The sequence below is a fragment of the Microcystis sp. 0824 genome, assembly GCF_003112475.1.
In the GTDB taxonomy this organism is placed as follows: domain Bacteria; phylum Cyanobacteriota; class Cyanobacteriia; order Cyanobacteriales; family Microcystaceae; genus Microcystis; species Microcystis aeruginosa_C.
This window is the reverse complement of sequence record NZ_BDSM01000019.1, coordinates 1-12453: the sequence shown is the minus strand read 5'-3', so window position 1 is coordinate 12453 and position 12453 is coordinate 1. Positions and strand designations below refer to the sequence as shown.

At 45.9% G+C, this 12453-nt stretch carries 9 protein-coding genes and 1 pseudogene; 5 read left to right on the top strand and 5 right to left on the bottom strand.

What is annotated here, in order from left to right; all coding sequences use genetic code 11:
* Nucleotides 1–159: 159 nt before the first annotated feature.
* Nucleotides 160–1635 (bottom strand): YifB family Mg chelatase-like AAA ATPase, encoded by a 1476-nt coding sequence (locus tag N0824_RS06740; RefSeq protein ID WP_373456617.1) that lies wholly within the window; start codon nt 1633–1635, stop codon nt 160–162.
* 231 nt (nt 1636–1866) lie between these two features.
* Here N0824_RS06740 and N0824_RS06735 point away from each other — a divergent pair, with 231 nt between their 5' ends.
* Together N0824_RS06735 and N0824_RS06730 are read left to right on the top strand one after the other, a co-directional pair.
* Nucleotides 1867–2208, top strand: coding sequence for a histidine triad nucleotide-binding protein (locus tag N0824_RS06735; RefSeq protein ID WP_108936196.1), 342 nt, complete (start codon nt 1867–1869; stop codon nt 2206–2208).
* 83 nt (nt 2209–2291) lie between these two features.
* Nucleotides 2292–2825, top strand: coding sequence for a TIGR02281 family clan AA aspartic protease (locus N0824_RS06730; RefSeq protein WP_108936195.1), 534 nt, complete (start codon nt 2292–2294; stop codon nt 2823–2825).
* A 34-nt stretch (nt 2826–2859) separates the two neighbouring features.
* On the opposite strand, the gene hppD is transcribed toward N0824_RS06730, so the two are convergent.
* Together hppD and N0824_RS06720 are read right to left on the bottom strand one after the other, a co-directional pair.
* Nucleotides 2860–3945 carry a 4-hydroxyphenylpyruvate dioxygenase gene (gene hppD, locus N0824_RS06725; protein ID WP_108936194.1) on the bottom strand — a complete coding sequence of 362 codons (1086 nt, stop codon included), beginning with the start codon at nt 3943–3945 and terminating at the stop codon, nt 2860–2862.
* Nucleotides 3946–4119: 174 nt separating this feature from the next.
* Nucleotides 4120–4824, bottom strand: a complete 705-nt coding sequence (locus N0824_RS06720; protein ID WP_008206099.1) for an SDR family oxidoreductase — start codon at nt 4822–4824, stop codon at nt 4120–4122.
* Nucleotides 4825–4955: 131 nt separating this feature from the next.
* Between N0824_RS06720 and sat the strand changes: the two genes are divergently transcribed.
* The 3 genes from sat to N0824_RS06705 all read left to right on the top strand — a co-directional run bounded on the left by sat (nt 4956) and on the right by N0824_RS06705 (nt 10297).
* Entirely contained in the window at nt 4956–6125 is a 1170-nt protein-coding gene (gene sat, locus N0824_RS06715) for a sulfate adenylyltransferase (protein WP_108936193.1), read from the top strand.
* A 374-nt stretch (nt 6126–6499) separates the two neighbouring features.
* A complete protein-coding gene (locus tag N0824_RS06710; protein WP_108936192.1) occupies nt 6500–8572 on the top strand; it encodes a caspase family protein in 2073 nt (690 codons plus the stop codon).
* 75 nt (nt 8573–8647) lie between these two features.
* Nucleotides 8648–10297, top strand: coding sequence for a hypothetical protein (locus N0824_RS06705; protein ID WP_108936191.1), 1650 nt, complete (start codon nt 8648–8650; stop codon nt 10295–10297).
* 212 nt (nt 10298–10509) lie between these two features.
* On the opposite strand, the pseudogene N0824_RS06695 reads toward N0824_RS06705, so the two are convergent.
* Together N0824_RS06695 and N0824_RS06690 are read right to left on the bottom strand one after the other, a co-directional pair.
* Nucleotides 10510–12222: pseudogene (locus N0824_RS06695) on the bottom strand (Calx-beta domain-containing protein); the annotation flags it as partial.
* A 15-nt stretch (nt 12223–12237) separates the two neighbouring features.
* The coding region (locus N0824_RS06690) for a transposase (RefSeq protein ID WP_199224889.1) at nt 12238–12453 on the bottom strand (216 nt) is incomplete at its 5' end.

The window sequence follows — 12453 nt, the reverse complement described above, 5'->3', positions numbered from 1 at the left end:
GGGGAATGGGGAAGTGGAGTAGTGGGGTATTGGGGGAATTTCAACTAAAACCCCAACACCCTAAAACCCTAAAACCCTAAAACCCTATCTCCAGACGACCGACGACCGACGACCGACGACCGACTCCTAACCCCAGCAACAAACTTTTTGCCGCAAACCCTAACTTAAACGATCGAGAGTGCGATACTGAATTGCTTCGGCAACGTGGGAACTTTTCAGCATTTCACTATCTCCTAAATCGGCAATGGTGCGGGCAACTTTGAGAATGCGATCCATTGCTCGGGCCGATAAACCCAATTTTCGGATTGCCCCTTCTAAAATATGGCGACTGCTATGATCAAGAGCGCAAAAACGCCGCAAATGCTCGGAATTCATCTCTGCATTAGAGCAAATCTCGGTATTTTGAAAGCGATCGCTGGCCTTTTGCCTGGCCCCTTCTACCCGTTGCCGCACCTGCTCAGAAGCTTCTCCCCGACTCTCTTGGGTCATTTCTTCCGGTTTCAGGCGATTTACCGTCACTTGTAGGTCAATACGGTCTAAAAGCGGACCCGATAATTTCGCCCAATATTGTTCCCGTTGTCGCGGTGAACAGCTGCAGGGTTGCACTGAATCGCCGTAATAACCACAGGGACAGGGATTGGTACTCGCCACTAGGGTAAAACGGGCCGGAAAAGCGACGGAAAGACGAGTGCGAGAAATGCTCACATAACCATCCTCTAGGGGTTGTCGGAGATATTCCAAGACACTGCGCTTAAATTCCGTTAATTCGTCCAAAAATAAAATACCACGGTGGGAAAGGGAGATTTCTCCCGGTCGGGGATAGGTGCCACCTCCCACCAGCGCTGCCCCGGAAGCGGAGTGATGGGGACTGCGAAAAGGACGCTCGCGCACCAGGGAACCTCGATCCTTCAGTAATCCGGCGACGGAATGAATCTGGGAGACTTCTAGGGATTCAGCAAAGGTCAGCTGGGGCAGAATACCGGGTAAACGTCGCGCTAACATGGTTTTACCGCTGCCAGGGGGCCCGACAAAAATTAGGTTATGACCTCCAGCTGCGGCAATTTCCAGGGCCCGCCGGCCAATTGCTTGACCTTTGACATCCTTGAGATCGGGGAGATTTACCTGCGATCGCCCAAATTCCTCGGCAGCGTTAAAAGTCATCGGTGAATAGCGATCGGGTTCATTTAAGAAATTTACCACTTCCGATAGATGACGAAACCCATACACTTGTACGCCTTTGACCACGGCCGCTTCTTTGGCATTATCGGCGGGAACCACTAAACCCTTGATCCCCATTTTTTCGGCGGCGGCAGCAATGGGTAAAACCCCCGCCACGGGACGCAAACTACCATCGAGGGATAATTCACCTAAAAAGAGAAAATCCCCCAGTAAATCGGCTTCTACCTGTTCGGAGGCTCCTAAAATGCCGATACTAATCGGTAAATCATAAATCGGCCCCTCTTTGCGGATATCGGCGGGACTTAAATTGATGACAATTTTGCGGATGGGAAAGGCAAATCCGGCATTTTTTAGGGAAGCTTTTACCCTTTCTTTCGACTCCTGCACAGCGGTATCGGGTAAACCCACCACGGCAATTCCGGGTAATCCCCCCGATACATCCACCTCTACCCCGATTTTAATGGCATCGATGCCGATAATTGCCGCACTCCAAACCCTTGCTAACATTTTGGCTCAAGTAAAAATAAAGTGAGTTCTTAGGAAAATGAAACAGGATGTTAGGCTAGTTTTCCGCATAAAAATGATTTTATCTGGGAATTTACCCTGAAAATCAGCCTATTTCTCGGTATAAACTAGCCAGAAAAGCTGAGAGCTTAATGGTATAGTTAAAAAAAAAGCAATTTGTCTATGAGCGAGACTATTTTTAGCAAAATTATCCGTAAAGAAATTCCTGCCTCGATCGTCTATGAAGATGATCTGGTTCTCGCTTTTCGAGATGTTAATCCCCAAGCACCCACCCATATCCTCATTATCCCTAAAAAACCGATTCCGAAACTAGAGGAAGCCAGCGACAGCGATCGAGATTTATTGGGACATTTGTTACTAACTGTTAAAAAAGTGGCCGCCGAAGCTAAATTAAGTCAAGGTTATCGAGTGGTGATCAATAATGGGGAACAGGGGGGTCAAACCGTGGATCATCTTCATGTCCATCTCTTAGGCGATCGCCCAATGGCCTGGCCCCCCGGTTAAACACCCCTTATTTTCCCGCATTTTTGGGGAATTTTAGAGCTAGAAGCGTTCTTTTCCGAGTCGGTCTTCTCGATGTTAAACCCATGAATAGGTCTATTTCTGTGATCGCCTTGTCCAGCACCCTGCTGTTATTTCCCTTCACCGCTGCGACTCTCGCTCAATCGGAATGCTTTCTCCAAAGAGCAGATGGACAACACATAGATCTTAGCCGTCTCTGTGGCGGTTCATCCAGAAATAGGAAAAATTCCCCGCAAGTTTATCAGCTACCGATTCAACGCCGGGTTAACGGCATTCCCACGGTGATGGTAGTTTTTAATAACCGTCACTATTATGAAATGCTTTTTGATACGGGAGCTAGTTCGATCGTCCTCACCGATGCCATGGCAAAAGCGATGAAAGTCAAACGGGAAAAGGAAGTACTCGCTCATACCGCCGGCGGTGTCGTTACTGTGTATCTTGGTCGCATTAATTCTGTTAAAGTTGGCGAGGTGGTTTTATCTAATCAAATTGTGGGTATTTCTCCCCAAATGGAAGGGTTAGGACTCTTGGGACAAACCTTTTTTGGTTCCTATGATGTCACGATCAAAAAAGATGTGATCGAATTACGTTATCGTTGATAGTCTCATGGGAAAAATTATCGCTTTTCTGACTCTAATCCAAAGTTCCTCGCTGTATTTGTTCCCGTTCGATCGCTTCAAATAAGGCCCGGAAGTTGCCTTCTCCAAAACCTCTAGCGGCATGACGTCGCTCGATTAATTCAAAAAAGAAAGTCGGCTGGGAAAAAATTGGTTTAGTGAAAATTTGCAGTAAAGTCGGCTTTTCTGGGAGGGAATGACTATTTTGTTCAAAATCGATGAGAATTTCCTGTTTTTTTATTTCTAACCATTCCCAATCAGCAATATTAAAATCTTTTTTTTGATAGCTAATTTGCTGATAATAACTGTTGGGAACTGATAGAAATTCTACTTTCCTTTCTTTTAATTTTTGAGTTAATCTTAAAATATTTTCTGTTTTTAAAGCAATGTGTTGAATGCCAGATTTTTGATTAATATCTAAAAATTCTTGAATTTGAGAACTGTTACTATCTGGTTCATTAATTGGTAATTTTAATTCGGTTTCGGGGTGAACAAGTACCTGGGAATAAAGACCAGAACGCTCCGTTTTAATAGTAAAAGTTTGCCTTTTTTTAAAGCCTAGATTTTCCTCATACCAATTGGCTGTTAACTCTAAATTCCCCTGAAAAACATTTAAAACTAAATGATCAATTGCCAGAATATCCTGATTATCTTGTTCCCTACTATCATACTCAATCAGATTAGGATCGGCTAAAATTGGCGTGATTCCTTGCCTTTCAATTAATGTATGTTTGAGATTAGCAATGCTAGAGATTTGACAGCTTTTTATCCTACCCCTAGCCAAAACAGTTTCCTGAATAAAAATGTCCTGTTTAATTCTCCTAGCTAAACTGTCTAAATCCTCCACTTGAAAAGCTACATCCGCCACCCCTTCAGGATATTTACTTAAAAATTCCGCCACGGGACTAAGGGAATTTAAGGGAGAAGATAAGATAAAAATAATCTGTTTAGTTTTATCTTTTTGGATGCCATTGCCGACTATTTCCGTGTGCGTGTGGAGATTAACTAAACTTGCGATCGCATGAAAATCCATCACCCGCACAAACCAATCTCGCCATTTTTTGGCCGATTCTACATAAAAATGAATATGATCAATAAACATAGATAAAGTCAAAAAAGTGGTTGAGTGTTAGGAATTATGAATTATGAATTATGAATTATGAAGTGGGGAATGAAGAAGTGGGGAGATAGGGGAATTTCAACTAATAACCCAACACCCTAAAACCCTAAAACCCCAACTCCTGACTCCTGACTCCTGACTCCTGACTCCTGAGGATTAAAAAAAGAGATGACTATCGGGTTGAATATTAATTTCCATGGGGACGGCTTGGGGTTCAGCATTCATGGCAAAATAGATAGCATCGGCCGCGGTTTGAGCGGTTAACATTTTAGTGCGATCAACTTTTAAGCTCACCTGATCCCAAAAAGGAGTATCGACACCACCAAAATAGAATAAAGTCATTTTAATACCATAGCGTTTTAACTCATCGGCCAAACATTTACTAAAACCGACCACCCCGTATTTAGAAGCACAATAAGCGGCAGCCATAGCCATAGAATGCTTACCCAAAATTCCCACCACATTACAGATATGACCGGCCTTATTTTCCTTCATCACATTAGCCGCAGCCTGACAGGTATAAAAACTCCCCTTCAGATTGAGGTCGAGCATTTTATCTAAATCTTCCGGCGTGATTTTATTATATTGTTTCATCACACCGGCTCCGGCCGCATTAACCAACACATCCAACCGGCCGTAATGGGAGACAATTTTTGCCATCAAAGTTTCCACCTGAGTGGGATTGGTGATATCCGTCGGCACAATTAACGAGGGACAAGACAACTCACCAGCTAAATTAGATAAATTATCGGCATTTCTGGCCACTAATACGAGTTTATGACCATTAACAGCTAGTTTACGGGCTAAAGTGGCACCGATACCCCCCGTAGCACCGACAATCAGGACAACTTTTTCGCTCATAATTATTGATAATTCTTTACAAATCTTATTGTAAACTGTTCCGACTGGAAAATCATCGCTAGTCCCAACCCCTTGATTAAGGGTTAACCAACTTCTGATAGGATAAACCGTGACAATGTAAAGAAATTTTTATGACTGTACTGACCGAAGGAATCGCGCCCCACGGTGGGCAATTAATTAATCGTATTGCTACCGCTGCCGAAAAAGCAGAATTTCTGGCCCTAGCTGAAAAACTACCGCGAGTTTCCTTAGATGAACGGGCGCTCTCGGATTTAGTTATGATTGCTATTGGTGGTTTCAGTCCCCTGAAAGGCTTTATGGAACAGGACGACTACGAAAAAGTCGTCGATGATATGCGTTTAATCAATGGTTTACCCTGGGCAATTCCCGTGACTCTTTCCGTTAGGGAAGAAGTGGCGGATCCCCTCAAAGAAGGCAACTGGATTCGTTTAGATGACAGCGAAGGCAACTTTGTCGGAGTCCTAGAACTAACCCAAAAATACCGTTATAATAAAGCCCACGAAGCAGTTAACGTCTATCGTACCGACGATCATAAACACCCCGGGGTAAAAGTCCTCTACGAACAGGGAGAAATTAACCTCGCAGGTCCAATTTGGTTACTTCAGCGCGATCCTCATCCTCAGTTTCCCAAATATCAGATCGATCCTCTACAATCGCGCCAAATGTTCCACGAAAAAGCTTGGAAAACGATTGTCGGTTTCCAAACCCGTAATCCCATCCACCGGGCCCACGAATACATTCAAAAATGCGCCCTAGAAGTGGTAGATGGTTTATTCTTGCATCCCCTTGTCGGCGCTACCAAAAGCGATGATGTGCCGGCCGATGTGCGGATGCGTTGCTATGAGATCATGATGGATAAATACTTTCCCCAAGATCGCGTTATTCTAGCTATCAACCCCTCAGCTATGCGTTATGCTGGCCCCCGGGAAGCAATTTTTCACGCTATTATCCGTAAAAACTACGGTTGTACCCATTTTATCGTCGGTCGTGACCATGCCGGAGTCGGCGACTACTACGGAACCTACGATGCTCAGTATATCTTTGATGAGTTCGAGCCGGGGGAATTGGGAATCGTGCCAATGAAGTTTGAACACGCTTTCTACTGTACCCGCACTTCGGGAATGGCAACCACCAAAACTAGCCCCAGTTTACCGGAAGAAAGAATCCACCTTTCGGGAACGAAAGTCCGGGAACTGCTGCGTAAAGGAGAATTACCACCTCCAGAATTTTCCCGTCCAGAAGTGGCTGCCGAATTAATCCGCGCCATGCAAGGATCTTGACATCCTCGCCGCCCTAAAAGTGCGGCGATTCCTAAACCTCACGATTTAAGTTTCTGCTTCCACCACCGTCGCATACCACAGTTAAAAAACCATGTACTGTCTTACACAGAGTCCACAGACTTTCGCTCCATTTCAGAAGCCCGATTCCGTGTGTCCCACGGTACGGTTCTGACTAAACGCTTCTTGTACTTGTTGCGCGCGACTTTTTACCCGGACAAGCTTTTCTGAACGGAACTCCCTAAGCCGAGTTTTCAAGGCTTCGGCCGTGAGCTCAGCCGAACGGTGCTGTCCGCCCACTTGGTTTTCGAGACGGTCTTTTTAATTCTAACGTAAAGCCGCCGTTCTACGGCGGGGTTTCCCACCCAAAATTTTCGATGAACATAACTAGGCGAGAATTGATCCAGCAGACAGGTTGGGGGCTGCTGACTTTGGCGATTAGTCAAGGGACCCTTAACCGTCATTTGGCCGCTCTCGCCGCCCCTAATCCCCGAAAATTGGCTCTTTTAGTCGGTATTGACCAGTATGGGGCGAATATTCCGCCGCTGCCCGGCTGTCTTACCGATGTGGAGTTACAAAAAGACCTTCTCCGTTATCGTTTTGGCTTTCAGGATGCTGATATAGTAACTTTAACGGGACAAAAAGCCAGTGGAGAAGCGATCAAAGCGGCTTTTTTAGAACACCTGATCGCCCAAGCCAGGGCGGGGGATGTGGTCATTTTTCACTTTAGCGGTTATGGCAGTCTTGGGGCCGGAAAAGAGGTTTTTATTGCTGCTGATGGGGCAGAAAATGCTTTAATCAAGGAAAATATCCTGCTGATGGCTCGCTGTCTAGCTACGGATAAGTTTAGCTTGGTTTTTGATAGTAGTCATCTCCCCCAACCTCAGCCCTATCTCGGTAATCTCCGCGTTCGTTCCTATCCCGAAACCCTTACTGATCTTAACCCCGCCGAATTAACTTTCGCTACCGATATTAAAACCCGTTTTAACCTCAAAAATAAGCCTAGTAACGGCGTTATGCTCGCTGCCGCTAAACCAGAGCAAATCGCCCTGGAATTGAGCGGTAATAGCCCTAATGCTGGCTTATTCACCTATGATCTCACCCAGTATCTCTGGCAAGCTTGCCCCAGTCCGACAATTGCGATCGCTTTTCCCCGCCTCCGTCATCTCGTCGCTAGTCACAGCAGTCAACAACAGCAACCGGCAATCCTGACCGGTAATCAAAATAATTCTGCGCCGCCATATCATATACAGCCAGAAAAGTCAAGGGGTGGAGCGGCAATTGTTACAAATCTTATTGATGAACGCACCCTAGAAGTCAATCTGGTCGGCCTGCCCTTAGAAATCCTAGAAAATTACGGGATTAACTCCTGTTTGAGCTTTATTGAGGCGACTGGGCAGGAAATCAGCCTAAAAATTCTCTCCCGTCAGGGTTTAAAAGCCAAAGCCCAGTTATTATCAGCAACCGCCTCCCTAGAAATAGGACAGATTCTAGAGGAAAAATTGCGGGTTTTTCCCAGTCAAATCGGCTTAATCGTCGGTTTGGATAGTAACTTAACCCGGATTGAACGGGTAGATGCCACCAGTACCTTTGCCAGTTTGCCCGATGTGGCCGCCGTGGTTAACATTGGCGAACAAACGGTAGATTGTCTCTTAAGTCGAGTTGGTGGCGAAGAAACTGGCAATTATCAGTTATTATCTCCCAATGGCTCCCTAATTATCGGTAGTTTAGGGGCGGCCAACGAAGCAATTAAATCGGGAATCAAACGACTGCAATCCCAACTAGAAACCCTGCTGGCCTGCAAATTGTGGCACTTGTTGATCAATCAAGAATCCTCCGGTTTAGCCGTTATTGTCACCCTGGAAAGCCTCGATCAAACCTATATCTCCACAGTGCCAACCCAAAAAATTGCGGGTAGCAGGGGGACTAATACCGCTAAAAATGACTTAATTCTGCCCGTCGGTACGGAAATTCGCTATCAAATCGAGAATCAAGAAGAACAACCCCTCTACGCACTGATCCTTGTCCTCGACAGCGATCGCCAACCGCTTTTATACTGTTCCCGTTCAGAAAACCCCGATAATTTCAGCAATTCCAGCCCATTAGCCCCTTTTGTCGTGGCGGCCAAAACCAAGGCCACCATCCCCAATGACCGCCAAGGGCATTGGAAAATTAGTCAAGCCAAGGGCATCAGAGAACATCTCCTGATCCTCAGTCGCCATCCTTTCCCCAACACCTTAACCCTTCTCAATGCCACTCAAAGCCTCAAGGGAGAAGCCACCCCACTGCTCACCCTGACTAACCCCCTAGAAATAGCCAGAGCTTTCTGGAGCGATCTAAAATTAGATTTAGGCTTAAAAATGGATAGTTCTGGCAGTGTAATTGATGAATACGCCTTTGATCTGGGAACTTGGTCAGGTTTCCGGTTTATTTATCAAGTTATGAACTAAATCGATAGAATAATTCTATGGAATCCTTAAAAAGAAAAGGTTAAAATCCTAACACAGCTACCCCTAAATTTCCCGATGAATCTTCTGCCCCGGACGACCCAAAGCCGCCTCAAAAAAATCCCACAAATTCCCAGCGTTTGGGAAGGAGATCGTCGTGCTTTATCCTTATCCGAGAGAATGCCCCGGGCCACCCTAGAACCAAATCAAGAAAGCGGCGGCGAGTGCGTGATCTGGGTGGATGGCAGCGAGGGCTGTGTACGCGCTATGGAAGTAGTTTCCCCCGAAACCGGGCCCGAGGCCATGGTGAGAACCTTAATCCGCGCCATCGAAACACCCCAAAATCCCGCCCGGCCAGCCAGACCGAAAAAAATTATCGTCCGCGATCGAGAAACACAGTTTTTTCTGCGCGGGGTACTGCAAGATCTCGAGATCACCATCGATTATGCCCCCAATTTGCCCCTGATCGATGATCTCTTTCGCGGGTTCGACGAATTCCAAAATAATCGTCCCCCGGCAATTCCCCCCGCTTGGCAGTCCGCTTTAGTGAAAACCGCTCACGAAATTTGGAAAGCTGAACCCTGGTCCTGTTTAGCTGACTACGATATTTTGGAAATTAAGATTGATCGCCCCGATTTCCCGCATCTTTACGCCTGTGTCATGGGAATGCTCGGTCGGGAATACGGAGTCATTCTCTATCGTTCCCTAGCATCCCTCAAACAATTCCGGCAGGCCGCTTTAGAAGAAAAATCGATGGAAAGATTAGAAAAAGCCTTTCTTTCCCAAGATTGCTGGTTTTTAAGCTACGAATTGGCCGATGATGACGAGGAAGATGATGAGGATGACTACGATCTGGCCTCGGCTGCCCCCTCCCAGATTCATCCGGTTTTTGGCAGCGTGCATCCCTACGAAGGTATTCGCCCCTATTTAGATGAAGAAGAAGCAATCACGGTATATTTAGCTTTAATGGCTCTGTTGCGCTTTTTGAAAGGCAATCAATCCGCTTTATCCGAAGAACCAATCGGAGAATTACAGCGTCGTTTTCGCATTCCCCTCGATCCCGAACAAGCAAAAGGGGAAACCGTGGCGGTGACGGTAGCCACGATGCCCGACCTATGTGCGGAATTTATGCAACTCTTAGAGGATGATGAGGATGATGAGGATGATGAGGATGATGATGAGGAAGAATCCGTACTCAAGGAGAATCTCGTCCCTGATAATGCTCACCTCAGTCTGGGAATGGTTCCCTGGCAATTATTAGATAAAATTCGCAGTCGTCCGAAAATCCATTATCAACCCCAATCCGTACCGACAAAAGGAGAGGGTTTCCCCGTGGTCATGATCCAGACCTCCCGACCGAAAGCCAAGGAACTTATCGAAAAAATCGAACAGGCTGGCGGTTTGGAGGCTATTGGTTTTAACCCCGGCGAAGATCCCCTCGAAGATACCCGTTATGATCTGGGGATTCTGAAAATGGCTAATGGTGATCTCTATCTGTTTGGGGAATTCGAGCAAGATGATCCCGACCACCGTAATGCTCGCCGCAATTGGCAAAAACGCATCAAAAATACCGAGGGTTATTGTGGTTTGATTGTTGCCATGGGGGTAACTGGTTCCTCCTGCGGTAATCCCCAATTAAACGATATGTTAGCCCTCTATGAGGCAAAATCGATCGATAGTAAAGATTTAGACTTGGGAGTTTTGACTCTTATGCCTCACTTTGGTTAATTTTAACGAAGGCAGGGGGCAGAGGGCAGGCTTCGGGCATTACCCAAGCGCCTAAGAGAAGTTGTATCCCTAAGAATGGGACAATCAAACTAGGAGCCGTGTGAGGTGAAAGTCTCATGCACGGTTCTGAAGGGTCGGGGATGGAGGCGACTCCATTCCCGATCCCTAACACGCCGGCTTGAGAATATTCTTGTCACCCCATCAGGAATCCACTAAACAAAGAAGTTGGAAACAGGGATATTACCGAGAGCGGGTAATGTGCCGGTAATGCCTGTAACGTTAACCAGTAAGTCATTGGCACTTTGGAAACCAGCAACATTATCATTGACAATAATATAGTTTCCGGCTATCCCAGCAGTGGTTACTTGGACCAGGGCTGCGCCATTAATACCAAGTGCTTGGTTTCCAGCTAAGGCACCATTGGCATCGGTAAAAACAGCATTCACGACATTGGTTAAAGTGGTAGCCGCAGAATTGGCAGCACGACTAAAGGCAGCGGGGGCAGGCAGCACACCTCCTGCGGCACTGAGCAAATCAATTTTGTCGGAGTTGATCGCAAAATCAGTGATCCGGTCAGGGTTAGCGACAGTAGATTGGGAAAATTGGAAGAGGAAGACATCGTTTCCTGCTCCCCCCGTCAAGGTATCGAGTCCAGCACCACCATTAAGGGTATCATTGCCCCCAGAACCGTTGAGAAGGTTATTGGCCGTGTTGCCCGTGATCACGTTATTACCTGCGTTACCAGTACCGTTAATGGCGGCTGCTCCCGTCAGTGTCAGGTTTTCCACATTTGCCGCTAAAGTCGTGGTGACAGCGGCCGTGAGAGTATCGGTTATCGTCGTGGTAGCTGCCGTCTGCGTACCAAGAGCAGCATTAGTAGGAGAAGACAAAGCTAAAGTAAAGATTTCATTCGCCTCATTAAGGGAATCATTGAGAATGGGAATGTTGAGGACTTGAGTAGTAACACCAGGGGCAAAGGTTAGAGTTCCAATGGTGGCGGTGTAATCCGATCCCGCGGTTGCTGTACCGTTAGCAGTAGCATAGTTAACGCTGACGGTTTGGTTGCTTGCTTGGGAAAGAGTGACGGTGTAGGAGGCGTTTTGAGGAGTGGTTAAACCTTCAACAACAGTCTGATTGCTGGGACTAAGATTAATCTTGGGTAATTGATAGTTGCCAAAATTAACATCAGTCAATTTTTCCCCTACTTTCAAGTTTAGAGCATAGGGAGTGGTGGGGAAGGTTTGTATCCAGCCTGTTTGATTCACTTCCAGAATGGCATATTCTCCTGGTCCTAAGTTGCTGAAGGTATATTTACCATCAGCGTTAGTGACTGTGGAAATTTCCCAAGGATCTAATTGTCCATTGGTGAAGCTATCAATGTAAATTGTCCAACCTGCTAGGGCTTGTTCGCCTCCGTCCCAGATACCATTAGCATTAGCATCGTTCCATTTACTGCCTTGGATGCTTCCAAGTTGGATTACTCCCTTGTCATCTTGAAGTACGAAGTCACCAAACTGTTTAGCCGACTTGATAAAGCTTGTATCTCCAGTACGAAGATAATCTATTACTGCACCAACTTGAAATTGTCCTGCCGCAACTCCTGCATCATTAACCAAATCAAAAGCAGCAGCTAAGGCTTCGGGATCAAAAATAGGGTTGGGAGGAATAATGTCTGAAGCAAAACTAGAAGCAGCAGCAGTTTGTTTTGTTGTTGCAGGAAAGAGAGATTCTGTTTGACTAACACGCCAACTATCAGCAAATGTAGTATGGACGATAGGGTTATTTTCCCACTGTCCAGGATTCAATTGTAAGTTAGTACCATCACGCAAGGCAAAGTCATTGCTAGTAATACCGTCGCCATTACCTAAAAGTCCTTGCAACAAACCAAAACGATAATCAGCAGGATTAACATCAATATTAATATATAGCAATTCTCTGACTCATGAGGTACAGTAGCAACAGTGAGTAAACCAATTGCGAATATCTTTTTGAGTAACTTCTAACATAGCTAATTCAATCCCTTCTATTAAGTCTTTGTAAGTTCTCGCCTTCAGTTTTCTTAATATCGCTTTGACTTTTGACCAAAAGTTTTCAATAGGAGAGAATTCGGGAGAATAAGGAGGTAAATAGATGAGTCTAGCTTTTTCTTGTTCAAT

What these genes read in the sequence shown, in the direction of transcription:
- N0824_RS06735 (WP_108936196.1), top strand. Translation starts at nt 1,867, where the DNA reads ATGAGCGAGACTATTTTTAGCAAAATTATCCGTAAAGAAATTCCTGCC.
- N0824_RS06730 (WP_108936195.1), top strand. Translation starts at nt 2,292, where the DNA reads ATGAATAGGTCTATTTCTGTGATCGCCTTGTCCAGCACCCTGCTGTTA.
- hppD (WP_108936194.1), bottom strand. Translation starts at nt 3,945, where the DNA reads ATGTTTATTGATCATATTCATTTTTATGTAGAATCGGCCAAAAAATGG.
- N0824_RS06720 (WP_008206099.1), bottom strand. Translation starts at nt 4,824, where the DNA reads ATGAGCGAAAAAGTTGTCCTGATTGTCGGTGCTACGGGGGGTATCGGT.
- sat (WP_108936193.1), top strand. Translation starts at nt 4,956, where the DNA reads ATGACTGTACTGACCGAAGGAATCGCGCCCCACGGTGGGCAATTAATT.
- N0824_RS06710 (WP_108936192.1), top strand. Translation starts at nt 6,500, where the DNA reads ATGAACATAACTAGGCGAGAATTGATCCAGCAGACAGGTTGGGGGCTG.
- N0824_RS06705 (WP_108936191.1), top strand. Translation starts at nt 8,648, where the DNA reads ATGAATCTTCTGCCCCGGACGACCCAAAGCCGCCTCAAAAAAATCCCA.